Source organism: Sphingobium sp. PAMC28499, assembly GCF_004795815.1.
Taxonomy (GTDB): Bacteria; Pseudomonadota; Alphaproteobacteria; order Sphingomonadales; family Sphingomonadaceae; genus Sphingobium; species Sphingobium yanoikuyae.
Window position 1 is genome coordinate 947,016 of the sequence record NZ_CP039248.1, and the last position, 24,194, is coordinate 971,209.

Annotated in this window: 23 protein-coding genes and 1 riboswitch; of the genes, 19 read left to right on the forward strand and 4 right to left on the reverse strand. The window is 66.9% G+C overall.

Translation table 11 applies throughout. The features are described from left to right. The first annotated feature begins 161 nt into the window (after nt 1–161). From E5554_RS04530 to E5554_RS04550, 5 genes are all read left to right on the forward strand, one after another. Nucleotides 162–1,511 (forward strand): MFS transporter, encoded by a 1,350-nt coding sequence (locus E5554_RS04530; protein ID WP_235654623.1) that lies wholly within the window; start codon nt 162–164, stop codon nt 1,509–1,511. Nucleotides 1,512–1,528: 17 nt separating this feature from the next. Next, nucleotides 1,529–1,831 (forward strand): DUF1330 domain-containing protein, encoded by a 303-nt coding sequence (locus E5554_RS04535; protein WP_136186078.1) that lies wholly within the window; start codon nt 1,529–1,531, stop codon nt 1,829–1,831. 22 nt (nt 1,832–1,853) lie between these two features. Further along, the gene (locus tag E5554_RS04540) at nt 1,854–2,507 is read left to right on the forward strand and encodes a carboxymuconolactone decarboxylase family protein (protein WP_037518738.1); all 654 of its coding nucleotides are present in this window, start codon (nt 1,854–1,856) and stop codon (nt 2,505–2,507) included. A 118-nt stretch (nt 2,508–2,625) separates the two neighbouring features. Further along, complete coding sequence (locus E5554_RS04545) at nt 2,626–2,856, forward strand: biotin/lipoyl-containing protein (RefSeq protein WP_004209482.1); 231 nt, start codon at nt 2,626–2,628, stop codon at nt 2,854–2,856. 1 nt (nt 2,857) lies between these two features. Further along, nucleotides 2,858–3,961 carry a Gfo/Idh/MocA family oxidoreductase gene (locus E5554_RS04550; RefSeq protein WP_136186079.1) on the forward strand — a complete coding sequence of 368 codons (1,104 nt, stop codon included), beginning with the start codon at nt 2,858–2,860 and terminating at the stop codon, nt 3,959–3,961. A 144-nt stretch (nt 3,962–4,105) separates the two neighbouring features. Here E5554_RS04550 and E5554_RS04555 read toward each other — a convergent pair whose 3' ends face one another. Next, a complete protein-coding gene (locus tag E5554_RS04555) occupies nt 4,106–4,906 on the reverse strand; it encodes an enoyl-CoA hydratase/isomerase family protein (RefSeq protein ID WP_136186080.1) in 801 nt (266 codons plus the stop codon). Nucleotides 4,907–5,040: 134 nt separating this feature from the next. Here E5554_RS04555 and E5554_RS04560 point away from each other — a divergent pair, with 134 nt between their 5' ends. Beyond that, on the forward strand, nt 5,041–6,729 hold the full coding sequence (locus E5554_RS04560) for an FAD-dependent oxidoreductase (protein WP_136186081.1): 1,689 nt from the start codon (nt 5,041–5,043) through the stop codon (nt 6,727–6,729). 129 nt (nt 6,730–6,858) lie between these two features. Here the strand turns inward: E5554_RS04560 and E5554_RS04565 are convergent, their stop codons facing one another. Continuing rightward, the gene (locus E5554_RS04565) at nt 6,859–7,158 is read right to left on the reverse strand and encodes a hypothetical protein (RefSeq protein ID WP_136186082.1); all 300 of its coding nucleotides are present in this window, start codon (nt 7,156–7,158) and stop codon (nt 6,859–6,861) included. Between the two features lie 16 nt (nt 7,159–7,174). Beyond that, a complete protein-coding gene (locus E5554_RS04570) occupies nt 7,175–8,182 on the reverse strand; it encodes an NAD(P)-dependent alcohol dehydrogenase (protein WP_136186083.1) in 1,008 nt (335 codons plus the stop codon). 204 nt (nt 8,183–8,386) lie between these two features. Between E5554_RS04570 and E5554_RS04575 the strand changes: the two genes are divergently transcribed. Together E5554_RS04575 and E5554_RS04580 are read left to right on the forward strand one after the other, a co-directional pair. After that, nucleotides 8,387–9,382: a thiamine pyrophosphate-dependent dehydrogenase E1 component subunit alpha gene (locus tag E5554_RS04575; protein WP_136186084.1), complete on the forward strand. Its 996-nt coding sequence runs from the start codon at nt 8,387–8,389 to the stop codon at nt 9,380–9,382. Further along, nucleotides 9,379–10,365, forward strand: a complete 987-nt coding sequence (locus E5554_RS04580; protein ID WP_136186085.1) for a transketolase C-terminal domain-containing protein — start codon at nt 9,379–9,381, stop codon at nt 10,363–10,365. The genes E5554_RS04575 and E5554_RS04580 overlap by 4 nt, the downstream gene beginning before the upstream one ends. Nucleotides 10,366–10,407: 42 nt before the next feature. Here E5554_RS04580 and E5554_RS04585 read toward each other — a convergent pair whose 3' ends face one another. Continuing rightward, nucleotides 10,408–10,893, reverse strand: coding sequence for an Lrp/AsnC family transcriptional regulator (locus E5554_RS04585; protein WP_004209492.1), 486 nt, complete (start codon nt 10,891–10,893; stop codon nt 10,408–10,410). Between the two features lie 94 nt (nt 10,894–10,987). Between E5554_RS04585 and phhA the strand changes: the two genes are divergently transcribed. From phhA to bluB, 11 genes are all read left to right on the forward strand, one after another. Beyond that, nucleotides 10,988–11,854 (forward strand): phenylalanine 4-monooxygenase, encoded by an 867-nt coding sequence (phhA, locus tag E5554_RS04590; RefSeq protein ID WP_136186086.1) that lies wholly within the window; start codon nt 10,988–10,990, stop codon nt 11,852–11,854. Further along, nucleotides 11,851–13,062, forward strand: a complete 1,212-nt coding sequence (locus E5554_RS04595) for an amino acid aminotransferase (RefSeq protein ID WP_136186087.1) — start codon at nt 11,851–11,853, stop codon at nt 13,060–13,062. The genes phhA and E5554_RS04595 overlap by 4 nt, the downstream gene beginning before the upstream one ends. 10 nt (nt 13,063–13,072) lie before the next feature. Next, on the forward strand, nt 13,073–14,113 hold the full coding sequence (gene hppD / locus E5554_RS04600; protein ID WP_136186088.1) for a 4-hydroxyphenylpyruvate dioxygenase: 1,041 nt from the start codon (nt 13,073–13,075) through the stop codon (nt 14,111–14,113). Further along, complete coding sequence (hmgA, locus tag E5554_RS04605) at nt 14,106–15,422, forward strand: homogentisate 1,2-dioxygenase (RefSeq protein WP_136186089.1); 1,317 nt, start codon at nt 14,106–14,108, stop codon at nt 15,420–15,422. The genes hppD and hmgA overlap by 8 nt, the downstream gene beginning before the upstream one ends. Next, nucleotides 15,419–16,711, forward strand: a complete 1,293-nt coding sequence (fahA, locus tag E5554_RS04610) for a fumarylacetoacetase (RefSeq protein WP_136186090.1) — start codon at nt 15,419–15,421, stop codon at nt 16,709–16,711. Before hmgA ends, fahA begins: the two co-directional genes overlap by 4 nt. Then, on the forward strand, nt 16,708–17,352 hold the full coding sequence (gene maiA / locus E5554_RS04615; protein ID WP_136186091.1) for a maleylacetoacetate isomerase: 645 nt from the start codon (nt 16,708–16,710) through the stop codon (nt 17,350–17,352). Before fahA ends, maiA begins: the two co-directional genes overlap by 4 nt. Further along, nucleotides 17,349–17,726 (forward strand): Rieske (2Fe-2S) protein, encoded by a 378-nt coding sequence (locus E5554_RS04620; protein ID WP_136186092.1) that lies wholly within the window; start codon nt 17,349–17,351, stop codon nt 17,724–17,726. The genes maiA and E5554_RS04620 overlap by 4 nt, the downstream gene beginning before the upstream one ends. Nucleotides 17,727–17,756: 30 nt before the next feature. Further along, a riboswitch (cobalamin riboswitch) is annotated at nt 17,757–17,999 on the forward strand. A gap of 176 nt (nt 18,000–18,175) precedes the next feature. Next, the gene (gene cobW / locus E5554_RS04625) at nt 18,176–19,228 is read left to right on the forward strand and encodes a cobalamin biosynthesis protein CobW (protein WP_136186093.1); all 1,053 of its coding nucleotides are present in this window, start codon (nt 18,176–18,178) and stop codon (nt 19,226–19,228) included. After that, complete coding sequence (gene cobN, locus E5554_RS04630; RefSeq protein WP_136186094.1) at nt 19,228–22,947, forward strand: cobaltochelatase subunit CobN; 3,720 nt, start codon at nt 19,228–19,230, stop codon at nt 22,945–22,947. The genes cobW and cobN overlap by 1 nt, the downstream gene beginning before the upstream one ends. A 2-nt stretch (nt 22,948–22,949) precedes the next feature. After that, a complete protein-coding gene (gene cobO / locus E5554_RS04635; RefSeq protein WP_136186095.1) occupies nt 22,950–23,555 on the forward strand; it encodes a cob(I)yrinic acid a,c-diamide adenosyltransferase in 606 nt (201 codons plus the stop codon). After that, complete coding sequence (gene bluB, locus E5554_RS04640) at nt 23,555–24,190, forward strand: 5,6-dimethylbenzimidazole synthase (protein WP_136186096.1); 636 nt, start codon at nt 23,555–23,557, stop codon at nt 24,188–24,190. The genes cobO and bluB overlap by 1 nt, the downstream gene beginning before the upstream one ends. Nucleotides 24,191–24,194: the final 4 nt, after the last annotated feature.

Consider the following 24,194-nt stretch of genomic DNA (forward strand, 5'->3'; position numbering starts at 1 on the left):
TCCTATCTGGCCGGGCGGGGAGGGGCCATCGCGCAAGCGATCCTTTCCTGCCTGCATTGCCTCCCGCGTCGAACCGGTTTCAAATCCTGCCCGGACAAGACGGCTCCAGCCGCATGATCGTCGCGCGCCACGACCGCGCCGCAACAGGTGAGGACAAGCGCATGGCAGACAGCGACCCGCATTTCGACACGGCTTCCGCCGTCACGCCGCCCGAAGCGCTGCCCTCCATGGCCTATCGCGCCTATTTCCTGCTGCTGATGGTGCTGGTGTCGGCTTCGGTCCAGGGCGAACGCTATCTGATGGTGGTGATGGTGGAGCCGATCCGCCACGAACTGGGCCTGTCCGACGCCGCGATCGGCATGGCCAAGGACATGATCATCGCGATCGTCTATATCCTCGCCATCATTCCGCTGGCGCGGCTGGCCGATGGCTGGTCGAAGCGCAAGATCGTCGCCATCGCCGCCACCGTGTGGAGCGCCGCTGTCATCGTTTGCGGCCTGGCGAAGAGCTTCTGGATCCTGCTCATCGGTCGCGCCGGCATCGGCCTTGGCGAAGGCGGCTTCACCCCGCCGTCCCAGGCCTGGATCGCCGATCTTTTCCCGATCCGCCAGCGCGCGACCGCGCTGTCGATCTTCCTGCTCGGCGCCTCGCTCGGAACCTTCCTCGGTCCTGCCGTCGGTGGCTGGGCGGTGCAGGCCTATGGCTGGCGCGAAACGCTGATCTTCGCCTCCATACCCGGCTTCATCCTTGCGCCGATCGTCTGGTTCACCCTGCGCGACAGCCGATCGGGCCTGGCCGACGGTGCCTCGGCCGAACAGGCGCGGCCCGTGCCCTTCCTTCAGACCGCGCGCGAATTGCTGGCCATCCGCACCCTGCCGCCGCTGATTGCTGCCGCCTCGCTCAACGCGCTGCTGACCATGGGCTTCATCAGCTGGGCGCCGGCCTTCATGGAACGGACCCATGGCATGCCGGCCAGCCAGGCCGGGTTGCAGATGGGCGGCGCGCTCTTCTTCGGTTCGGCCATCGGCCATACGCTGGGCGGACCGCTGGCCGACTATCTCGGCCGCCGCGACATGCGCTGGTATGTCTGGATATTGATGCTGTCGGGCGCCTGCGCCACCGCCATCGGCTGGATGATCCTCACCGGTCCGGGCGAGCGGGTCTTTCCGCTCTATGGCCTCAACATGCTGCTGGGTGGCCTCTCCGCCGCGCCGCTGATGGCGGTGGTGGCGGGTCTGGTGCCCTCGCGCTCGCGCGCCACGGCGATCGCGGTGCTGATGGTGTCGATCCAGGTCGTCGGCCTGGGTGGCGGACCGGTGCTGGTCGGCGCGCTCAGCGATGCGCTGCGCCCGGTCTATGGCGAGGATTCGCTCGGCATGGCGATGCGCTGGGCGCTGCTGGTCGGCATTCCCAGCACCATCCTCGCGTGGTTCGCCAGCCGCAGTTGCCGCAAGGATTTCGCCGCGGCCGGCGGCTGGGACCGCAGCGTTATGCCCGCCGCCATCCACTGACGCGAGGAACGCTGCCGATGCCTGCCTATATGATCGTCACCCGCGAAGGCCCGATCGCCGATCAGGAAGCGATGGACATCTATAGCGCGATGAACCGCGCCAATGCGGCGACCTTCGTCGCCCATTACGGCATCCGTCCGCTCGCCGTTTATGGTGCGCAGCAATTGCTGGAGGGCGAGGGTGCGGACGGCGCGATCATCCTGGAATTTCCCGACGCCGCCAAGGCCCGCGCCTGGTATGACAGCCCTGAATATCAGGCGGCCTTGCCCTATCGGATGAAGGCAGCGCCCTATCGCGTGCTGCTGGTCGAGGGACTTTGAGATTCTCCATCAAGGACGCATCATGACCGACATCACCCCCCGTATTTCCCATCTGCCGCGCGACCAGTGGACCGACGACGCGCGTGAGGTGTTCGCCTTCTGGGGCGAACCCAATGCCTGGGAGGAGGGGTCCAAGACCAATGTCATGATGGTGATGGCCAACCATCCGCCGCTGGGGAAGGTCTATAATATCTGGGGCAAGCATCTGCTGATGGCGAACAGCCTGTCGACGCGCGCGCTCGAACTGCTGATCCTGCGCGTCGCCTGGCGGGTCAACTCGGCCTATGAGTGGCATAATCATGTCGGCTATGCGCTCAACGCCGGCATCACGCTGGAGGAAATCGGCGCGATCCGCGATTTCCCCGAAGGCGGCGACTGGGCGGATCAAGATGCGCTGGTGCTGCGCTCAGTCGACGAACTGATCGAGGATGGCAAGATCAGCGATGCCACCTGGGACGGGCTGGGCGCCCATTTCGACACGCGGCAGAAAATGGACCTGGTCTTTTCGATCGGCCATTATGTCATGACCAGCTGGGCGCTTTCCTCCTTCGGCGTCGGCATCGAGGGCGGCGCCGACCCGATCGGCTTCGACCTCAAGACCGGATCGGGCAGGACGCCGGGCAAGACCTTCAAGCCGGGCGAAAGTGACAATTGGACCGACACGCGCGGCTATTGATCGCCGTCCCCTTATCGCGCCGGTGATATGGCGGCGGCGGGCCGCTTTTGCGCATTGTCCGCCGCCAAAGGCGCGATAGCAGGGGAACAGATATTCGCTGTTTCAAAGGGGACACACCATGGCCACCGACATCCTGCTGCCCAAGATCGGCTTTTCCATGACCGAGGCGCAGATCGCCGAATGGCTGGCCGAAGACGGCGCGACCGTTACCGAGGGCCAGCCGCTCTATCTGCTGGAAGCCGACAAGTCGGCGAACGAGGTCGAGGCCCCGGCCAGCGGCACGCTGCGCATCATCGCCCAGCCGGGCGAAACCTATGAGGTCGGCACCGTTCTGGGCACGATCGAATAAGATGGTGCTGCGCGTCGGCATCGTCAGCGCCGCCTGGGGCGCCTTCGCGCATCTGCCTGCCTGGCGCGCCATTCCCGGCGTCGAGGTAACGGCGATCTGCACCTCGCGCGAGGAGACGGCCCACGCCGCGCAGCAGCGGCTCGGCCTGCCGCGCGCCTTCTGGAATGCGGAGGAGATGTGCGCCGATCCCGACATCGACATTGTCGACCTCGGCACCCGGCCCAGCGTCCGCCTGCCGATGGTGCTGGCCGCGCTCGCCCATGGCAAACATGTCTATAATGCCAGCCCCCACGCCCCCGACTGGGCCGGTGCCAGGGCGATCGATACGGCCTGGCAAGGCAGCACCAGCATCGGCGTGGTCGACGCCTTCTCGCAATATCTGCCCGCCCTGCGCCAGATGAAGGCGATGCTGGACGACGGCCATATCGGCGCGCCACTCGGCGGCACCTGCCATTTCAACATCTCTCTGTTCAACCAGCCCAACAAGCTGTTCCCCTATAACTGGTTCGCGCAGGCCGGGCAGGGCGTGTCGGCGGTGCGCAACAATGGCAGCCATGCGCTCTATCTGCTGCTGCACCTGCTCGGCCCGATCGCCGAACTGGTCGCCGACGACAGCCAGATACTCAAGCGCTGGACCTTCCCAGACGGCGACACCATCACGCCCGAAACCACCGATCTTGCCAATGTCATCCTGCGCTTCGAAAGCGGGCTGGTGCTGCAGATGCAGATCAGCTGGAGCATGGCGCTGCATGACGGCTTCCTGCTCGACCTGTTCGGCGACAAGGGTCGGATGGTCTCCACTTCGCCCACTTTCCCGACCGCACGCGACTGCACGCTGCGCGCCGGGCAACTGGGCGGCACGCTGGAGGATGTCGCGCTGCCTGACGCGTTCAAGACGACGCCCGGCATCCCCCTCGACTGGCAGAGCGAGCCCCAGCCCAGCTATCCGATGGCGCTGTCGATGCAGGCCATGGTGGACGCGATCCATGGTCGCGGCACAGCGGCCCCGGACTTCGCCCGCGCGCTCGCGGTCGAACGCATCCAGGAAGCGATCCGCATCTCCAGTGCCGAACGCCGCTGGGTGCGCGTGGCGGATATTGTCTGACCTTCGGTAACAAGCGACGAGAAGCGGGTAAGACATCCTCCCCTGCAAGGTTCGGCAGAGGCGCGTGACTCTGCCGAAGGGGACCGGCGAAGCCGGTGGAGGGGTGTCTCGCTATCGAGATATGGCCCCCCACCTCCAATCGCCCTATCGCCCTGTAAACTTCGCTGTCCGCTTCTCCTTGAGCGCGGCGATGCCCTCGCGATGATCGGCGGTGCGGACGCTGAGCGATTCATAGGCGATGCCGGCTTCCATCACCGCGCCGGCGATCCGCTTCAATTCCATGTTGGTCAATATCTTGGTCCAGCGGATCGCATTGGGCGCGCCGGCCAGCAGCTTGGCGCAAAAAGCATCGACCGCCCCGTCCAGTTGATCGGCCGGCAGGCAATGGTTGATCAGGCCGATCTCCGCCGCCTTGGCCGCGCTCAGCAATTCGCCGGTCAGCAGATATTCCTTCGCCTTGGCAAGGCCGATCCGCTGTGCCCAGATGACCGCGCCGCCATCGCCGGCGACCAGGCCGATACCGACATGAGGGTCGCCGATCTTCGCCCCCTCGGCGGCAAAGATGATGTCGCACAGCAAGGCGATCGACGCGCCCAGCCCGACCGCATGGCCGTTCATCCGGCACACCACCGGCTTTTCGATGTCGAGCAGGGCGGACACGATCCGCTTCGCCTGCCGCGCTTCATGATCGAACAGATGCGGGTTGGCGGCATTATGCTCCATATGGGCGATGTCGCCGCCGGCCGAAAAGGCGCGGCCCGCGCCGGTCAGCAGCACCACGTCCGACCCATTGTCGCGCCCGGCAAAGGCCAGCGCCTCGGGCAATTCATCATGCAGGTCGAGATTGACCGCGTTCAGCGCTTCCGGCCGGTTGAGCGTCATCACCAACAGCCGCCCCCGCCGCTCCAGCAGGATGGTGCGATAATCGGGCAGGTCATGGCTCATGCGTCTCTCCTTACGGCCTGCTCTAGCATGGCGCCGCGCGGCGCGAACGTCGCCGTGGCGATGAGCGTGGCTCCACCCTCCCCATCATCGCCCCGGCACGATAGCCCGGACGCACAGAAAAGGGAGAGCGGCGCATGGACGGGTTCGACGAGATATTCGACTGGGTGGTCGTGGGCAGCGGCGCCGGTTCGATGAGTTCGGCGCTGGTCATGCGCCAGGCCGGCAAGTCGGTCGTCATCCTGGAAAAGACCGACAAGATCGGCGGCACCACCGCCAAGTCGGGCGGCGTCATGTGGATTCCCGCCAACCGCTTCATGCTGGCCGATGGCGAGGCGGACAGTGTCGAGGCGGCAATGACCTATCTCGACGCGCTGCAGGCGCTCGATGGCCATCCTGCCCCCGGCACCTCGCGCGAGAAGCGCCTTGCCTATGTGACGCAGGCGCCGCGCGCGGTCGATTTCCTGGTGGATCAGGGGGTGGCGCTGCAACGCGGTTCGACCTTCTGGCCGGATTATTATGATGAGCAGCCCGGCGGCTGCAAGACGTCGCGCACCGTGGTGGCCAGGCCCTTCAACCGCAAGGAACTGGGCGACTGGGCCGACCGGCTGCGTCAGGGCTTTGCCGAATTCAACGTCACGCTGGTCGAGGGGATGGAGGCGCAGGGCCATCGCCGCACCAACAAGGCGTCGGGCAAGCTGATGGCCAAGATCGCGCTGCGCACCATTCGCGACAAGCTGCTGGGCCGTAAATATACGACGGCGGGCGCCGCGCTGCAGGGACGGATGCTGAAAGCCGTGCTGGCCGCCGGCGCCGATGTCCGCACCGATACGCCGGTAAGCGAGATCGTCGTGCAGGAGGGGATCGCGACCGGCGTGGTCACGGTGAAGGACGGCAAGCCCTGGCGGATCGGCGCGCGACTGGGCGTGCTGGTCAATGCCGGCGGCTTTGCCCGCAACCAGGCGATGCGCGACCGCTACATGCCCGGCACCCGCGCCGAATGGTCGCAGACGCCCGAGGGCGATACCGGCGAGATGCAGCAGGAACTGGAGCGGGTCGGCGGCCGGCTGGCACAGATGGACCAGATGGTCGGCTATCAGCTGACCCCGGCGCCCGGCTGGGACAAGGGCTATGTCGCGCCCGGCGCCCAGTCGATGACCGGCAAGCCGCACGCCATATTGGTCGATCAGGGCGGCACCCGCTTCATGAATGAAGGGGGCAGCTACGAGCTCTATTGCGAGACGATGGTCCGGCGGAACGCGGTGGTGCCGGCGGTGCCGAGCTGGGCGATCCTGGACCGTCAATATGTGGAACTCTACGCCGTCGCCGGCCGCTTCATCGACAAGGCGATTCCCGAAGGCTGGGTGGAAAGCGGCTATCTGCACAGCGCCGACACGATCGAGGGGCTGGCGGCCAGCATCGGCGCCGATCCCGTCACCCTGGCCGCGACGGTGGCGCGCTGGAACGGCTTCGTTGCCGTCGGCAAGGATGGGGACTTTGATCGCGGCGCGCGCGCCTATGACAATTGCGGCTTCGTGGGCGATCCCTTTTCCGCGGAACGCTCCATGGGATCGATCGAGAAGGGGCCTTTCTACGCCGTGCCGGTCGTGCCGGGCGATGTCAGCACCTATGGCGGCGTCGTCACCGATGAACGCGGGCGGGTGGTCGATGGCGCAGGCGCGCCGATCCCCGGCCTCTATGCCACCGGCGTCACCACCGCATCGGTGATGGGCAATGTCTATGTCGCGGCGGGCGCCAGCATCGGGCCGTCGATGGTGTTCGGCTATATCGCCGCGCGCCATGCGGCGGGGCTGGAAAATCAGTAACGAAGGAAGGGAATAGCCCGGAAAACCATTGCCCCCGACGCGGGGGGAGTGCGCCGGGGGCCTGGTAAGATGTCTCGGCCTGAGGGGGCTGGCCGGGACTATTCACAGATAGGAAGCCGCCCGCCGCTTTCAACCCGCGTCGGACGGAGAATTTTCATCCTGCGCATCGAACCGGGCCGGACGCGAGAGCAGGAAGGGCAGGTTGGGCGAGGCGATCTTGGTCTGGCCGCCATCGGCGTGGATCAGCGTCACGCGGCCGACCCCCGGCGAGGCCACGACCGCGACCACCGTATCGACCCATTGGTGCAGCACCGCGCGCGAATGGGCGAGTTCGTCGCCGCCGGTCCGGGCATCGCCTTCCGCCTCCAGTTCGGCCTCCAGTTGCAGCACGCGCTTGGCCGCCTCGCGCGCCTCTTCATTCTTGTCCATGCGTCCGTTCCAGAATTTAGAGTAGGTTTATCCCGATCTTGCCGAAGAATTGGCCGCTTTCCAGATGGCGGCAGGCATCGGCCAGACGGGTGAGATCATAGACCGCATCGACCACCGGCCGGATGCGATGCTGCGCGCAAAAGGCCAGCATGGCCTCATGCTCGGCGCGGTTGCCGACCGAGATGCGGGCGACCGGATGGCCGCCGACATCGGCGAGGTGCCAGCTGAACTCGGACCCCAGCATGCCGATCGCGGCGATCACCCCGCCGGGGTTGAGCAGCGATGCGGCGGTTTCCACCTGGCTGGCGCCGACCACGTCGACCACGATGTCGACACCGCGCCCGCCCAGCACCTGGCGGATCGCCGCCGGCCAGTCCGGATCGGTGCGATAATTGATGCAGATGTCGGCGCCCAGCGCGCGGGCACGCGCCAGTTTCGCGTCGGAGGAGGAGGTGATGGCGACATGCGCGCCGGCCGCCTTGGCCAATTGCAGCGCCGCGATCGATACGCCGCCAGTGCCCTGGCATAATATCCATTCGCCCCGCTGGATCGGGCGGGGCAGGAACAGCGCGTGCCAGGCGGTGAGGCCGGCGCAGGTCAAAGTCGCCGCCTCCAGATCGCCGAGCGTATCCGGCACGATGCACAGGCTTTCGGCCGGAAAGACCGCATATTGACGCGCGACGCCATCGGCGCTGCCGCCCAGCATTGCCATGCTCGGCTGTCGCCCCTCCAGCCAGCCCAGCGCGAAGATCGGGTTGACCCGGTCGCCCGGCTTCACGCGCGATACGCCCTCGCCGACCGCGACCACCTCGCCGGTGGCGCAGGACAGGGGGACATAGTCGGGTTCCTTGGCAAGCCCCGCCATCATGCCGCGGGCGATGATCAGGTCGCGGAAATTGAGCGTCGCCGCCTTGAGCCGCACCAGCGCCTCGCCCGGCCCCGCAACCGGGATCGGCACGCTGTGGATCGCGATCCCCTCAATCCCTTCGCCGCCCCTGGCGATGGCGGTCAGCATGTTCGTCATCGCGCGCTCTCCCTGCTGCCAGCTTGGGCCGATCGGACCGCATTGCAAGCATCGCCGGCCGCATATCGGTGGAGCGAAATCGCGTGGAAAAGCGACGCATTTTCGCGCCTTTTGGGGCACGGAGGCACATATCGCCGGGGCGAGTTGACCCCCGATGCCCGACGGCCAATGCAGGGGGCACATTCCATAGCCATCGAGGAACCCATGGCAGAGTTGAGCAACGCCCCGGCGCCGAGCCAGGAAGCGCTGGTGGACATCTACCGCCGCATGATCCGGATCGAGCGCAATGACGACGCGATCCGCAAGACCATCCGCCTGGGGCGGCTGGTCATGCCCTATTATTCGGCGCGCGGGCAGGAAGTGATCCCGGCGACCATCTCGTCGCTGCTGACCAATGACGACAAGATCTGCACCATCTATCGCGGCATCCACGACATGGTGGCCAAGGATATGCCGCTGCGCCCGCTCTGGGCGGAAATTGCTGGCCGCGTCGACGGCACCTGCAAGGGCAAGGGGGGGCCCATGCACCTCACCCATCCCGAAACCGGGGTGATGGTGACGACCGGCATCGTCGGCTCCTCCATGCCGATCGCCAATGGCCTTGCCTGGGCGGCGAAGCTGGACGGATCGAAGCGGGTGACGATCGCCTATTTCGGCGACGGCGCATCCAACATCGGCGCCTTCCACGAGGCGCTGAACCTCGCGTCGGTGTGGAAGCTGCCGGTGATCTTCGTGTGCCAGAATAACGGCTTTGCCGAACATACGCGCTACGAAAATGGCACCTCGGTCGACTTCATCGCCAAGCGCGCGATCGGCTACGGCATGCCCGGCCATACGGTCGACGGCAATGATCCGCTCGCCATGTATGCCGCCGCGCACGAAGCGATCACCCGCGCCCGCGAGGGCGAGGGGCCGACATTGCTGGAGTGCAAGACCTTCCGCTTCCTCGGCCACGTCCTGGGCGACGACGACAAATATATGACCAAGGAGGAAAAGGCCGCGGCGATCGCCAAGGATCCGCTGCCCGCCTTCAAGGCATGGCTGGTGGCACAGGGCCACGCGACCGAGGATCAGTTGGCCGAGATGCAGGCGAAGATCGAGGCCGAGGTCGAGGATGCCCAGGAATTCGGGCTGGCGAGCCCGCTGCCGTCGGTCGACGAACTGCGCCGCGATGTGTTTGCCCAGGAGATGCCCGCATGACGGCCAAGAAGATGAACTCGCTCCAGGCCGTCAATTCGGCGCTCGCCCAGGCGATGGCGGAGGATGACAAGGTGCTGGTGCTGGGCGAGGATGTCGCCGATCGCGAGGGCGGCGGCGTCACCGGTGCGACCGCTGGCCTCTCGACCCGCTTCGGCGACGATCGCGTCAAATCGACGCCGATTTCCGAACAGGCGATCATCGGCGCGGCGATCGGCGCGGCGCTGGCCGGCTACAAGCCGGTGGCGGAGATCATGCTGATGAACTTCACCACCGTCGCTATGGACATGATCTTCAACCATGCCGCCAAGCTGCGCTTCATGTCGGGCGGGCAGAGCACGGTGCCGATCACCATCCGCACCCTGACCGGCGCGGGCTGGCAGACGGCCGGCCAGCATGCCGACCATCTGGAAGGCTGGTTCGCCCACACCGCCGGCATCAAGGTGGTCGCGCCCTCGACCCCGGCCGATTACAAGGGGCTGCTCTTGTCCTGCATCCAGGACCCCGATCCCTGCATCTTCATCGAATCCGCCGGCAGCCTGTTCATTCCGGGCGAGGTGGATGAGGTCGCGACGCCGATTCCGCTCGGCAAGGCGCGGATCGTGCAGGAAGGCACCGACATCACCATCGTCTCCTGGTCGTCGCAGTTGCTGCGCTGCCAGGCCGCGCTGCCGGCATTGGCGGAGGCAGGCATTTCGGCCGAACTGGTCGATCTGCGCACCGTATCGCCCTGGGACCGGGAAGCGGTGCTGGCCTCGGTCGCCAAGACCGGCCGGGCGCTGGTGGTGCATGAAGCCGTGCGCGACTTCGGTCCGGGCGGCGAGATCGCCTCGACCATTGCCGAGGAACTGTTCGGCCAGTTGAAGGCCCCGGTCCGCCGGCTGGGCGCCCCCAAGTCGCCGGTGCCCTTCGCCAAGGTGCTGGAGGACGCCTATATCGTCTCGCCCGAGCGGGTGGCCGACGCGGTCAAGGCGCTGATGACCTGAAGATCGGAAGGCGGCCGGGGCAGTAATCCGGCCGCTTTCTTCCTACCGTCCCGCTTCCCCCACCGGCAGCACAGTGGTGAATTTCGTCACCGACAGGGCGAAGTGGGAGGAGGCGCCGCCGACCGAGGGGTGTTTGAGCAGGTTGCGCATCAGGAAATGCTCATAATCGGCGACGTCGGAGGCCACGACCCGCATCAGATAGTCCCATTCGCCCGACATGAGGTAGCATTCCATGATCTGCGGATGCGCCTCGACAAAGGCGTGGAAGGCGTCGACGCTTTCGCTGGTGTGGCTCTTCATCCGCACGCTGCACAAGATGTTGACGGCATGGCCCAGCTTCTCCGCATCGGCGAGGCGCACCGCGCCCTTGAGCACGCCCATCTCCTCCAGCGCCCGGATCCGCCGCCAGCAGGAAGGGGCGGTGCTGCCGACCCGTTCGGCCAGGTCCGCATTGCTGAGCGAGGCGTCGCGCTGAAGCTCTGCGACGATGCGGCGGTCGAGCGCATCGAGATTGACGGATTTGTTCATGATATCGCCGATCGGTGAATTGGTTTTCCAAAATCCCCTGTAAATCCTGCCCGATTGAAAGGCAATTACGCCCGGTCTGTGAGAGATTGGCGTGATGGTAGAGGAGCTTGAACCGCCCGCAGGCGCTGCGGCCGACTGGACGATCCCGCAGGCGTGGGACCGCTACAGCCCGGCTGAGCATGCGATGTGGGACAGGCTGTTCGCGCGTCAGTCCGCCATGCTGCCCGACCGGGTGGTGCCGGAGTTCATGGCCGGGCTCGACATATTGCGCATCAACCGCCCCGGCATCCCCAATTTCGAGGAACTGTCCGATCGGCTGATGCGGGCGACCGGCTGGCAGGTGGTGGCTGTGCCGGGGCTGGTGCCGGATCGGATCTTCTTCGAGCATCTGGCCAATCGCCGCTTTGTCGCCGGCCGCTTCATCCGCACCCCCGACCAGATCAATTATCTGCAGGAGCCGGACATTTTCCACGATGTCTTCGGCCACGTGCCGCTGCTCGCGAACCCGGTCTTCGCCGACTATATGCAGGCCTATGGCCAGGGCGGCCTGCGCGCCGCCGATCTGGGCGCGATCGAGCGGCTGGCCCGGCTTTACTGGTACACGGTCGAATTCGGCCTCATCCGCCGGCCCGAGGGGCTGCGCCTCTATGGCGCGGGTATCGTCTCCTCCTATGGCGAATCCGTCTTCGCGCTCGACGACCCCTCGCCCAATCGCCTGGGCTTCGACCTCAAGCGGCTGATGCGCACCCGCTATCGCATCGACGATTATCAGCAGAGCTATTTCGTCATCGACAGTTTCGAGGATCTGCTGCGCCAGACGGTCGAGACCGACTTTGCTCCGCTTTATGCGGAGCTGGCAGGGCAGCCCGATTTCCCGACCGACGCGATCGCCGACACCGACATCATCTACACAAGAGGCACCCAGGCCTATGCCCGTGCCCGCGCAACTGAGGTTCTATGACAGACACGACCCTTCTTGCCCCGGCGCCCGGCCGCTCCCTGTTCGGTGCGCTCGACCGCCAGGCGCCCGACGCGCTGCTGGGGCTGATCGCGCAGTATCGCGCCGATCCGCGCGCCGACAAGATTGACCTGGGCGTCGGGGTCTATCGCGACGAGGCGGGCGCGACCCCGGTGATGCGGGCGGTGAAGGCGGCCGAAGCTGTGCTGCTGGCCGAGCAGGGCAGCAAATCCTATCTCGGGCCGGAGGGTGACACGGGCTTTGTCGATCTGCTCGCCGCCATCGTCTTTGGCCCGCTGGCGGGATCCGACCGGATCGCCGGGGTGCAGACGCCGGGCGGCACCGGCGCGCTGCGGCTCGGCGCGGACCTCATCGCCCGCGCCCGGCCCGGTGCCACCGTGTGGATCGGCGATCCGACCTGGCCCAATCATGCGCCGATCTTTCGCGAGGCCGGGCTGACGCTGGCCCCGCACCGTTTCCTGGATGGCGCCGGCGCGGTCGATTTCGATGCGATGCTGACCGATCTGGCGGCTGCGCAGGCCGGCGACGTGCTGTTGCTCCATGGCTGCTGCCATAATCCGACCGGCGTGGATTTCAGCGCCGATCAATGGGCAGCGATTGCCGATCTGTGCGCGGCGCGCGGGCTGCTCCCGTTCATCGACCTCGCCTATCAGGGGCTGGGCGACGGGCTGGAGGCGGACGCCGCCGCCACGCGGCAGATGCTGGCCGCCGTGCCCGATGCGCTGGTCGCCTATAGCTGCGACAAGAATTTCGGCCTCTATCGCGAGCGGGTGGGTGCGTTGTGGGTGCAGGGGGCCAATGCCGCGCTGTCCGCGCTCGCCTTCTCCAACATCGTCGCGCTGGCGCGCGGCATTTGGTCGATGCCGCCCGATCATGGCGCGGCGATCGTGCGCACCATCCTGGAACGGCCGGCGATGCGCGCGCAATGGACGAGCGAGCTGGACCAGATGCGCACCCGCATCAATGCGCTGCGCGCCGGGCTGGCGACGGCCCATCCGCAGCTTGCCGCCATTGCCGGCCAGCGCGGCATGTTCGCGATGCTGCCGGTCACGCCAGCCGCCGTCGGCGCGATGCGGGCCGACCATGGCATCTACATGGCCGGCAATGGCCGCATCAACATCGCCGGGCTGCGGCTCGACACCATCCCCGCCTTCGTTGCCGGCCTTGTGCCGCATCTGCCTTCCGCTTGAGGACCCTGCCATGACCAACGATCCCGCCAACCCGCTGGGCCTCAACGGCTTCGAGTTCGTTGAATTCACCTCGCCCGAGCCCGAGAAGATGGCCGCCCAGTTCGAGCAGCTGGGCTTCACCGCGACCCACCGACACCCGACCAAGAATATCACCCGCTACAAGCAGGGGCGGATCAACCTGATGCTCAATCGCGACGATGCCGGACGCGTCGCTGCCTTTCGTGGCGAACATGGCCCCTCGGCCAGCGCCATGGCCTTTCGCGTCGCCGATCCCGATGCCGCGCTGCGCTGGGCGCTCGACCATGGTGGCAAGCCGACGGACGAGAATGACACCGTGATCCAGGGGATTGGCGGATCCTATCTCTATTTCATGCCCGATGGCGGCGATCCCTATGCCGACTGGGCCGAGTTCCCCGGCTGGCGGGAAGCCGAAGCGCGCAACAATGTCGGCCTCGACCTGCTCGACCATCTGACCCACAATGTGAAGCGCGGCCAGATGCGGGTGTGGAGCGAATTTTACCGCACCCTCTTCGGCTTCGAGGAGCAGAAATATTTCGATATCAAGGGCAAGGCGACCGGCCTGTTCAGCCAGGCGATGATCGCCCCGGACAAGGCGATCCGCATTCCCCTGAACGAGAGCCAGGACGACAAGAGCCAGATCGAGGAGTTCATCCGCGACTATAATGGCGAGGGCATCCAGCATATCGCTCTCACCACCGCCAATATCTATGACACGGTCGAGCGGCTGCGCGCGCGTGGGGTGCGGCTGCAGGACACGATCGAGACCTATTATGAGCTGGTCGACCAGCGCGTGCCGGGCCATGGCGAGGATCTGGAACGTCTGAAGCGCAACCGCATTCTGATCGACGGCAATGTCGGCGAGGAGGGCATCTTGCTGCAGATCTTTACCGAGACGATGTTCGGCCCGATCTTCTTCGAGATCATCCAGCGCAAGGGCAATGAGGGCTTTGGCAATGGCAATTTCCAGGCCCTTTATGAATCGATCGAGCTGGACCAGATCCGTCGCGGCGTGATCACCGTCGATGAGTGACGCGCCGCCCCGGATGATGAGCGGCTTCGGCAATCATTTTTCGAGCGAGGCGGTGGCCGGCGCTTTGCCGGTGGGGCGCAATTCGCCCCAGCGCGTGCCCTATGGCCTTTATGCCGAGCAATTGTCCGGCACCGCCTTCACCGCGCCACGGTCGGAGAACAGGCGCAGCTGGCTCTATCGCATGCGGCCGGCGGCATCGCATCCGCCCTTCGCGCCTTATGATGCTGCAGCCTTGCTGCGCAGCGCGCCGTTCGACGAAGTGCTGCCATCGCCCAACCGGCTGCGCTGGAACCCGCTGCCGCTGCCGCAGGGCGATGTCGACTTCATCGATGGCCTCATCAGCTATGCCGGCAATGGCGATGTCGCGGCGGGACAGGGCTGCGCCGTGCATCTCTATGCCGCGACCGCCTCGATGGTCGACCGCGCCTTCGTCTGCGCCGATGGCGAGATGCTGATCGTGCCGCAGCAGGGCGCGCTGCGTATCGTCACCGAATTGGGGGTGATGGATGTCGCGCCGCTGCAGATCGCGCTGATCCCGCGCGGGGTGCGCTTCCGCGTGGAACTGACCGAAGGCGCGGCGCGGGGCTATGTCTGCGAAAATTACGGCGCGCCCTTCCGCCTGCCCGATCTGGGGCCGATCGGTGCCAATGGCCTGGCCAACCCCCGCGATTTCGAGGCGCCGGTCGCGGCATTCGAGGATGTCGAGCGGCCATTTGCCCTGATACAGAAATTCATGGGACGGCTGTGGATAACCATGCTGGACCATAGCCCGTTCGACGTCGTGGCCTGGCACGGCAATTTGACGCCGCTGCGCTATGACCTCACCCGCTTCAACACGATCAACACGGTCAGTTTCGACCATCCCGACCCGTCGATTTTCACGGTGCTGACCTCGCCCAGCGAGACGCCGGGCACCGCCAATATCGATTTCGTCATCTTCCCGCCGCGCTGGATGGTGGCGGAGGACACATTCCGGCCGCCCTGGTTCCATCGCAATGTGATGAGCGAGCTGATGGGCCTGATCCATGGCGAATATGATGCCAAGGCAGGTGGTTTCGCGCCTGGCGGCGCGTCGCTGCACAATGGCATGGCCGGCCATGGCCCCGACCGGGCGAGCTATGACAAGGCGATCGCCGCCGACCTCCAGCCCCAGCGCATCGCCGACACCATGGCCTTCATGTTCGAAAGCCGGATGGTGCTGCGCCCGACGCGCTGGGCGATGGAAAGTCCGCTGCTGCAACCCGATTATGATGATTGCTGGTCCGGCTTCCGCAAGGCCCCGCTTCCCCCGATGAACGAGACCCCATGAGCTATTGGCACATAGACGAGACCCATGACCCCGCTTGCACCAGTTGGGTTGCGAGCGCGCAGGATCATGGCGACTTCCCGATCCAGAATCTGCCCTATGGCCTGTTCTCGTCCGCAGGCGCTTCGCCGCGCGCCGGTGCCGCTATCGGCGACGCGATATTGGACCTGGCTGCCTGTGTCGGCGCCGGGCTGATCGATTGCGCACCGCTGCTGGAAGGGCAGCTCAATGGGCTGATGGCGCTGCCGGTGGCGGAGCGCATCGCCCTGCGCCGCCGGATCAGCGCGCTGCTGTCGGACCCGGCCCATCGCCCGGCGGTCGAGCCGCTGCTGCACCGGGCCGCGGACTGCACGCTGCACCTGCCGGCGCGGATCGGCGACTATAGCGACTTCTATGTCGGCATCCATCACGCCAACAATATCGGTCGCCAGTTCCGGCCCGACAATCCGCTGCTGCCCAATTATAAATATGTGCCGATCGGCTATCATGGCCGGGCATCCTCGATCCGCCCGTCGGGCGATCCACTGGTCCGCCCGCGCGGCCAGCGCAAGCCGCCCGAGGCCGAGGTGCCGGTGGTGGGTCCGACCGCCCGGCTCGATTATGAGCTGGAACTGGGCGTGTGGATCGGCGCCGGCAATGATCTGGGCAGCCCGATCCCCATCAGCGAGGCGGCCGATCATGTCGCCGGTTTCTGCCTGCTCAACGACTGGTCGGCGCGCGATTTTCAGGCGTGGGAGTATCAGCCGCTCGGGCCGTTTCTGGCCAAGAATTTCCATTCGACCATTTCGCCTTGGGTGGTGACGCCCGAGGCGCTGGCGCCCTTCCGCATCGCCCAGCCGCCCCGGCCCGAAGGCGACCCGGCGCCGCTGCCTTACCTCAGTGATGCCGATGACCAGGCCCATGGCGCGCTGGCGCTGACCTTGGAAGTCTATCTCTCCACCCAGGCGATGCGCGACGCAGGCCAGCCGCCGATGCGGCTGAGCCAGGGGCCGGCGAGCAACATGTACTGGACCGTCAGCCAGATCGTCACCCATCATGCGTCCAATGGCTGCAACCTGATGCCCGGCGACCTGCTGGGCAGCGGCACCATCTCCGCCCCGACGCGCGATGGCTATGGCAGCCTGATGGAGATCAGCAGTGGCGGGCGCGAGCCGATCGAGCTGCCGTCGGGCGAGACACGCTGCTTCCTGGAGGATGGCGACGAGGTGACATTGCGCGCCACCGCGTCCGCCCCCGGCCATGTGTCGATCGGCTTTGGCGAATGCCGCGCGATGGTCGTGCCGGCGCGATGAGCGACCTTACCCTCCATGGCTATTGGCGATCGAGCGCGAGCTATCGCGTGCGGATCGCGCTGGCCTTGAAGGGCGTCGACTATGCACAGGTCACTCATGACCTGCGCAGCGGTGCGCAGCGCGCGCCCGACTATCGGGCGATCGCGCCGCAGGGGCTGGTGCCCGCACTGGTGGATGGCGACAGCGTGCTGACGCAGAGCGGCGCGATATTGGAATGGATCGAGGCCCGCTGGCCCCAGCCGCCCTTGCTGCCCGCCGATCCGGACGAGGCGGCGATCGTCCGAGCCATGGCCGGCATCATCGCCTGCGATATTCATCCGCTCGGCAATCTGCGCGTGTTGCAGGCGCTGCGGCAGGATTTCGGCGCCGATGAGGATCAGGTCCGCGCCTGGATCGCCCGCTGGACCGGCGAGGGGCTGGCCGCGCTCGAAACATTGGTCGCGCGCCATGGTGGCACCCATGCCTTCGGCGACGCGCCCAGCTTCGCCGACTGCCATATCGTGCCCCAACTCTACAATGCCCGGCGCTTCGGCGTCGACCTGACGCCCTTTCCGCGGCTGTGCGCCGTGGACGCGGCGGCATGCGCGCTCCCCGCCTTTGCCGCCGCGCACCCCGATCGCCAGCCCGACGCCGATGCATGAGTGACACTGACAAGCACCTGTTCGCGACGCCGGCCGGCGTGCGCCTCTGCCCGATCGACGAGATTGCCGACGGCAAGGCGCGCAATTTCGTGCTGCAGATGCGCGCCGGCCGCTTTCATGGATTTGCCGTGCGGGATGGCGATCAGGTCGCCGGCTTTGTCGACCAATGCCCCCATGCCGGCCTGCCGCTGGCGCAGCAGTTGGACGATTATCTGACCCCCGATGGTAGCCATATCAGATGCAGCTGGCACGGCGCCATTTTCCGCCGCGACGATGGTGTCTGTGTCGGCGGCCCCTGTGTCGGTCAGCGCATCGCGCTCTGGCCGCTCGCCATCGCCGATGGCTGGATTGTCACCGCTGCCCAAAGCGACTAGGAACCGGCCCAGGGACGGCGCTTCGCATCGTCCCGACATGATCGCGCCGGTGCCCCCACGGGGGCTTAAAATGGGAAGGCGGTGCGGATGCCATGGCATCCAAGTCCGCAGCTGTCCCTGCAACTGTGAGCGGCGAGCGTGATGAACAAAGCTGTCCCCGATGCGGGATCAGCAGCCACTGGGCCGGACGCTAAATCCTGCGAGGCCTGGGAAGGCCGTTCCTCCCGCTATGACCCGCAAGCCAGGAGACCTGCCAGCGTTTAGGTCGCTCTTGCTTTGGTCCAGGGGATGGCCGGGGCACGGTGTTCCGTCTGAGCGACAGGTTGGCGGCTGGAGCCGCGCGGTCACGCATCTGCGGGCGAACAAGCGCCCGTCCGCGATGCCGGCCGGCCGTGCGTGCGCGCCCGGTTCGCTCCCGCCCCGGTTGCTCCGGCGCGCGAGTATTTGTCATGGCCAACACTGCATCTGCCAAGATTCCGACCACCGTCATCACCGGCTTTCTGGGCGCGGGCAAGACCACGCTGATCCGCCATCTGCTGGAAAATGCGAAGGGGCGCCGCCTCGCCCTCATCATCAATGAATTTGGCGATGTCGGCGTCGACGGCGAACTGGTGAAGGGCTGCAACGACGCCGCCTGTCCTGAAGAGGATATTGTCGAACTGGCCAATGGTTGCATCTGCTGCACCGTGGCCGACGATTTCCTGCCGACCATGACCGCCCTGCTCGACCGGCCGAGCCCGCCCGACCATATCATCATCGAAACCTCGGGGCTGGCCCTGCCCAAGCCGCTGGTCAAGGCGTTCCAGTGGCCCGACATCCGCACCCGCGCCACGGTGGACGGCGTCGTCGCGCTGATCGACGCCGATGCGGTCGCCGCCGGTCGCTTCGCCACCGACGAGGCGGCGCTCGCCGCGGCGCGCGCCGCCGACCCCAATCTGGACCATGACAGCCCGCTGGAGGAATTGTTCGAGGATCAGCTCGCCTGCGCCGACATGGTGGTGCTGAACAAGAGCGACCTGGTCGATGCCGACACGCTGGCCGCTGTCGAGGCGCAGGTCGATGCCGAGACGCGGCCCGGCGTGAAGATCGTCCGCGCCGCCCATGGTGCGGTCGATATCGGCGCGCTGCTGGGCATCGTCGCAGCGGCCGAGGATGATCTCGACGCCCGCCCCTCGCACCATGAGGCGGAGGGCGAGGATCATGACCATGATGATTTCGACAGCTTCGTCGTCAGCGGCGATGCGGTGGCCGATCCCGACACGTTGGTGCAGGCGCTATCCGCGCTGATCGCCGCCCATGACGTGCTGCGCGTCAAGGGCATGGTCGCGGTTGCCGGCAAGCCGATGCGTCTGGTGGTGCAGGCGGTCGGCCCGCGCATCCAGCATTTCTTCGACCGCCCCTGGCAGGCGGGGGAGGCGCGCCGGACCCAGCTGGTGGTGATCGGCCAGAAGGGGCTGGACCGCGCCGCGATCGAGGCCGACATCCAGGCCGTGCTCGGCTGATGCATCTCCTGTCCGCCACGCCGGGAACGATCAGCGACGGCGAGGAGGCGATCGACCTCGATCAGCCGCCCGGCGACATCGTCATCCTGACCGTGGCGGACAGCGATCTGGCCTGTTTCGCCGCCGCTGCCGCGCGCCTGCCCGATGACGCGCCGAGCGTGCGGCTGGCCAATCTGCTGCAGCTCAAACATCCCTATTCGGTCGATCTCTATGTCGAGAAGGTGATCGCCAAGGCGCGCTTCGTCTGCGTCATCCTGCTCGGCGGCAAGAGCTACTGGCCTTATGGCGTGGACGAGATTGCGCAGTTCGCGCGCGAGCGGGGCATCGCCTTCGCCGCGATCGCCGACGGGCGGGAGGGCGACCCGGCGCTGGATCTGGCCTCCACCGTGCCCGCGGCGATGCGCGAACAGTTGCGTGACTATCTGCGTCAGGGCGGCACCGCCAATGCGCTCTCCTTCCTGCGCTGCGCCGCTCGGCTGACCGGCGCGGATGTCGGCGAACCCGACCATCCGCTGCCGATTGCCGACGCGGGCCTCTATCTGCCTGGCCATGACCGGCCGGGCGTGGCCGAATTGCGCGCAACCTGGGTCGAGGGGCGGCCGGTGGCGCTGCTGATCTTCTATCGCGCGCTGGTGGTGGCCGGCACGCTGAGCGCGGTCGAGGCGATGGTCGCGGCGCTTGGCGCGCGCGGCTTCAATGTCGCCGCCGTGCATGTCCGCGCGCTACGCGAGCCGTTCGTGCGCGACTGGCTCGGCGGGCTGCTGGCCGACATCGCGCCCGACATCATCGTCAATGCGACCAGCTTTGCCGCCTCGTCGTCGTCCGAACCGCGCGTGCCGGGCATCTTGGAACAGGCCGACTGCCCGATCCTGCAGACCGCCTTTGCCGGGGTCGAGGAAGGCAGCTGGCGCGGGTCCGCCCGTGGTCTTGGTCCGCGCGACCTGGCGATGAATGTCGCCCTGCCCGAAGTGGACGGGCGCCTCTTCACCCGCGCCGTAGCCTTCAAGGCGGCCGAGCGGTTCGATGAACGCACCCAGTGCGGCATCGTCGTGCCGCGCGTGGCACCCGACCGGGTCGCCTTCGTCGCCGATCTGGCGTGCAACTGGGCGGCGCTGCGCCGCACTGCGCCGGCGGAGCGCCGGGTCGCGCTAGTGCTGGCCAATTATCCCAATCGCGACGGGCGGATCGGCAATGGCGTCGGCCTCGACACGCCGGCCAGCGCCGCCGCGATCCTGCGCCAATTGGGCGAGGCCGACTATGCGATCGGCGACGCCCCGCGCGATGGCGCTGCGCTGATGCGGCTGATGACCGGCAGCGTCACCAATGACCGGGCGTCGCTGGATCGGCCGGGCGAGGTCAGCCTGTCGCTTGATGTCTATCGCGCTGCCTTGGCCGCTCTGCCCGACAGCGCGCGTGACGCCATGGTCGATCGCTGGGGCGCGCCTGAAGCCGATCCCTTCGTGCGGGACGGTGCCTTTCGCCTTGCGGTCCATCGTTTCGGCCATGTCGCGATCGCGGTGCAGCCGGCGCGCGGTTACAATATCGATCCCAAGAGCAGCTATCATGACCCGGCGCTGCCGCCGCCGCACGCCTATCTCGCTTTCCATGTCTGGCTGGCGCAGGATTTCGGCGCGCAGGCGCTGGTCCATGTCGGCAAGCATGGCAATCTGGAATGGCTGCCGGGCAAGGCGGTGTCGCTCTCGGCCGATTGCTTCCCCGAAATCTGCGCCGGGCCGATGCCGCAACTCTATCCCTTCATCGTCAACGATCCGGGCGAGGGGACACAGGCCAAGCGCCGCATCGGCGCCGTCATCCTCGACCATCTGACCCCGCCGCTGACGCGGGCGGAAAGCTATGGGCCGCTCAAGCAGCTGGAAGCGCTGGTGGACGAATATTATCTTGCCGCCGGCATGGACCCGCGCCGGCTCGACCGGCTGCGCCGCGATATCATCGACCTTGCCCGCAGCCAGGGGCTGGACAAGGATGCGGGCGCCGCCGGCGACGATGACGACGCGCTCGCCGCGATCGACAATTATCTGTGTGAGCTCAAGGAATTGCAGATCCGCGACGGGCTGCATGTCTTCACCGCCTCGCCGGACGGGCGGCTGCGGCGCGACCTGCTGATCGCGCTGGCGCGCACGCCGCGCGGTCTGGATCATCCGGGGCAGGCGTCGTTGCTGCGGGCGCTGGCCGATGATCTGGGCCTCGATTTCGATCCGCTCGATTGCGTGCTGGGGGCGCCATGGCATGGGCTGCGTCCGGCCCCGCTGGCGGACTTATCCACAGACCCTTGGCGCACCCATGGCGACATGGTCGAGCGGCTGGAACTGCTGGCGGCGGCGCTGGTCGATGGCGGGGCGCCGGTCGGCCCGGCCAGCGCCGCCGTGCTGGCGGCGATCGCCGATGATCTGGCGCCGCGTGTCGATGCCTGTGGCCCGCGCGAGGCGGCGGCCTTGCTGGCCGGGCTCGACGGACGGTTCGTGCTGCCCGGACCTTCGGGCGCGCCGACGCGCGGCCGACCCGACGTGCTGCCGACCGGGCGCAATTTCTTTTCGGTCGATACCCGCGCGGTGCCGACCGCTGTCGCCTGGGATCTGGGGCAGCGATCGGCGCAATTGCTGGTCGACGATTATCTCCAGCGCGAGGGCAACTATCCCCGCGCCATCGCCCTGTCCGCCTGGGGCACGGCGAACATGCGCACCGGCGGCGATGATATTGCGCAGGCACTGGCGCTGATGGGGGTGCGACCGCGCTGGGAATGGAGTTCGGGGCGGGTCGTCGGGTTCGAGATGATGACGCTCGCCGAGTTGGGGCGGCCGCGCGTCGACGTGACATTGCGCGTCTCCGGCTTCTTCCGCGATGCCTTTCCCGAACAGATCGACCTGATCGACAGCGCCGCCCGCGCGGTGATGGCGCTCGATGAACCGGACGAGGATAATCCCGCCGCCGCCCGGCATCGCGCCGAACAGGCGGCGCTGGTGGCGGATGGTGCCGATGCGGCGGAGGCCGCGCGCCGCGCCGGTGCCCGTGTGTTCGGATCGAAACCCGGCGCCTATGGCGCGGGACTGCAGGCGATGATCGACGAGAAGATCTGGCACAGCCGCGCCGATCTGGCGAACGTCTATCTCGACTGGGGCGGCTATGCCTATGGCGCGGGGGTGGAGGGGGACAGCGAACGCAGCCTGTTCGCCACCCGCCTGGCCCAGGCCGACGCGGTCGTCCAGAATCAGGATAATCGCGAGCATGACCTGCTCGACAGCGACGATTATTATCAGTTCGAGGGCGGCATCGCCGCCGCCATCGAACATCTGAAGGGCACAAGGCCGCTCAGCTATCATAATGACCATAGCCGCCCGGAGCGGCCGGTGATCCGCACGTTGGAGGATGAGATCGGCCGCATCGTCCGCGCCCGCGTCACCAACCCCAAATGGATCGCCGGCGTCATGCGCCATGGCTATAAGGGCGCGTTCGAGATCGCCGCCTCGGTCGACTATCTCTTCGCCTTCGCCGCCACCACCCATGCGGTGCGCGACCATCATTTCGACGCCGTCCACGCCGCCTTCATCGAGGATGAAGCCGTGCGCGCCTTCATGGCCGACGCCAATCCCGCTGCCCTGCGCGAGACCGCTGCCCGGCTGGCCGAGGCGCTGGAACGCGGCCTGTGGAAACCCAGATCGAACAGCGCGGGCATGCTGCTCGCCGAGCTTGCAGGAGAGTGACGATGGTCGAACGCACCGACGAACAGCATGCGGAAAAGATGAAGAAGAAGCAGGCCGCCCATGACAAGATCATGGCGACCAAGACCCAGGAAAAGGGCCTGCTGATCGTCCATACCGGCAAGGGCAAGGGCAAGACCACGGCGGCGCTGGGCATGGTCGTCCGGATGATCGGCCATGGCAAGAAGGTCGGCGTGGTCCAGTTCGTGAAGGGCGCGATGACCACCGGCGAGAAGGCGGTGTTCGATGCCTTTCCCGAGCAGGTCGAGTTCAAGCCGATGGGCGAGGGCTTTACCTGGAACACCCAGGATCGCAGCCGCGACATCGCGCTCGCGCGTGAGGCGTGGGACGAGGTGAAGCGCATGGTCGCCGACCCCGACTATGCCCTGGTGCTGGCCGATGAACTCAACATCGTGCTGCGCTACGATTATCTGCCGCTGGACGAGGTGCTGGCGGTGCTGACCGGCAGGGACGCGATGAAGCATGTCGTCGTCACCGGCCGCAATGCGCCCGAGGCGCTGATCGAGGCGGCCGATCTGGTCACCGAAATGACCATGATCAAGCATCCCTTCCGCAGCGGGGTGAAGGCGCAGGCCGGCATCGAATATTGATGCAGGCCTTCGATCCCGATTTCTGCGTGACGCTGACGGAGCTGCTGACCTGGCGCCGCGACGTGCGCCATTTCCGCACCGATCCGCTGGACGAGGCGATGGTGCTGGAGCTGCTGACGCTGGCGCAACTGGCGCCGTCGGTCGGCAACAGCCAGCCCTGGCGCTTCGTCCGGGTGCGGACGCCACCCCTGCGCGCGGCATTGGCCGATCATGTCGATGCCGAGCGGGAGCGGGCCACCAGCCAGATCACCGACGCGACCCGACATGATGCCTATCGCGCGCTGAAGCTGCACGGGCTGGGCGAGGCGCCGGAGATCATCGCCGTCTTCTGCGATGATGCGACATCGGCCGGCGCGGGGCTGGGCGCTGCGACCATGCCGCAGACCCGGCTCCATTCGGTGATGCTGGCGATCCACACGCTGTGGCTGGCCGCGCGGGCGCGTGGGCTGGCGCTCGGCTGGGTATCGATCCTCGACCCGGCCTTCGTCGCGCGGACGCTGGCGGTGCCCGACGACTGGACCTTCGCTGCCCTGCTGTGCCTGGGCTATCCCGAAGCCGTCGCCGACACGCCCGAACTGGACCGGCTGGGCTGGCAGGCCCGGCTCGATCCGCTGGCGCAGATCAGCGAGCGCTGACCAT

Bases quoted from the DNA above. Each gene is read 5' to 3' on its own strand.
- E5554_RS04575 (WP_136186084.1), top strand. From the start codon at position 8,387: ATGGCAGAGTTGAGCAACGCCCCGGCGCCGAGCCAGGAAGCGCTGGTG.
- E5554_RS04560 (WP_136186081.1), top strand. From the start codon at position 5,041: ATGGACGGGTTCGACGAGATATTCGACTGGGTGGTCGTGGGCAGCGGC.
- cobW (WP_136186093.1), top strand. From the start codon at position 18,176: ATGGCCAACACTGCATCTGCCAAGATTCCGACCACCGTCATCACCGGC.
- E5554_RS04585 (WP_004209492.1), bottom strand. From the start codon at position 10,893: ATGAACAAATCCGTCAATCTCGATGCGCTCGACCGCCGCATCGTCGCA.
- hppD (WP_136186088.1), top strand. From the start codon at position 13,073: ATGACCAACGATCCCGCCAACCCGCTGGGCCTCAACGGCTTCGAGTTC.
- maiA (WP_136186091.1), top strand. From the start codon at position 16,708: ATGAGCGACCTTACCCTCCATGGCTATTGGCGATCGAGCGCGAGCTAT.
- E5554_RS04570 (WP_136186083.1), bottom strand. From the start codon at position 8,182: ATGACGAACATGCTGACCGCCATCGCCAGGGGCGGCGAAGGGATTGAG.
- E5554_RS04550 (WP_136186079.1), top strand. From the start codon at position 2,858: ATGGTGCTGCGCGTCGGCATCGTCAGCGCCGCCTGGGGCGCCTTCGCG.
- cobN (WP_136186094.1), top strand. From the start codon at position 19,228: ATGCATCTCCTGTCCGCCACGCCGGGAACGATCAGCGACGGCGAGGAG.
- E5554_RS04555 (WP_136186080.1), bottom strand. From the start codon at position 4,906: ATGAGCCATGACCTGCCCGATTATCGCACCATCCTGCTGGAGCGGCGG.
- E5554_RS04620 (WP_136186092.1), top strand. From the start codon at position 17,349: ATGAGTGACACTGACAAGCACCTGTTCGCGACGCCGGCCGGCGTGCGC.
- E5554_RS04565 (WP_136186082.1), bottom strand. From the start codon at position 7,158: ATGGACAAGAATGAAGAGGCGCGCGAGGCGGCCAAGCGCGTGCTGCAA.
- hmgA (WP_136186089.1), top strand. From the start codon at position 14,106: ATGAGTGACGCGCCGCCCCGGATGATGAGCGGCTTCGGCAATCATTTT.
- E5554_RS04530 (WP_235654623.1), top strand. From the start codon at position 162: ATGGCAGACAGCGACCCGCATTTCGACACGGCTTCCGCCGTCACGCCG.
- E5554_RS04540 (WP_037518738.1), top strand. From the start codon at position 1,854: ATGACCGACATCACCCCCCGTATTTCCCATCTGCCGCGCGACCAGTGG.
- fahA (WP_136186090.1), top strand. From the start codon at position 15,419: ATGAGCTATTGGCACATAGACGAGACCCATGACCCCGCTTGCACCAGT.
- E5554_RS04580 (WP_136186085.1), top strand. From the start codon at position 9,379: ATGACGGCCAAGAAGATGAACTCGCTCCAGGCCGTCAATTCGGCGCTC.
- E5554_RS04595 (WP_136186087.1), top strand. From the start codon at position 11,851: ATGACAGACACGACCCTTCTTGCCCCGGCGCCCGGCCGCTCCCTGTTC.
- bluB (WP_136186096.1), top strand. From the start codon at position 23,555: ATGCAGGCCTTCGATCCCGATTTCTGCGTGACGCTGACGGAGCTGCTG.
- E5554_RS04535 (WP_136186078.1), top strand. From the start codon at position 1,529: ATGCCTGCCTATATGATCGTCACCCGCGAAGGCCCGATCGCCGATCAG.
- phhA (WP_136186086.1), top strand. From the start codon at position 10,988: ATGGTAGAGGAGCTTGAACCGCCCGCAGGCGCTGCGGCCGACTGGACG.
- E5554_RS04545 (WP_004209482.1), top strand. From the start codon at position 2,626: ATGGCCACCGACATCCTGCTGCCCAAGATCGGCTTTTCCATGACCGAG.
- cobO (WP_136186095.1), top strand. From the start codon at position 22,950: ATGGTCGAACGCACCGACGAACAGCATGCGGAAAAGATGAAGAAGAAG.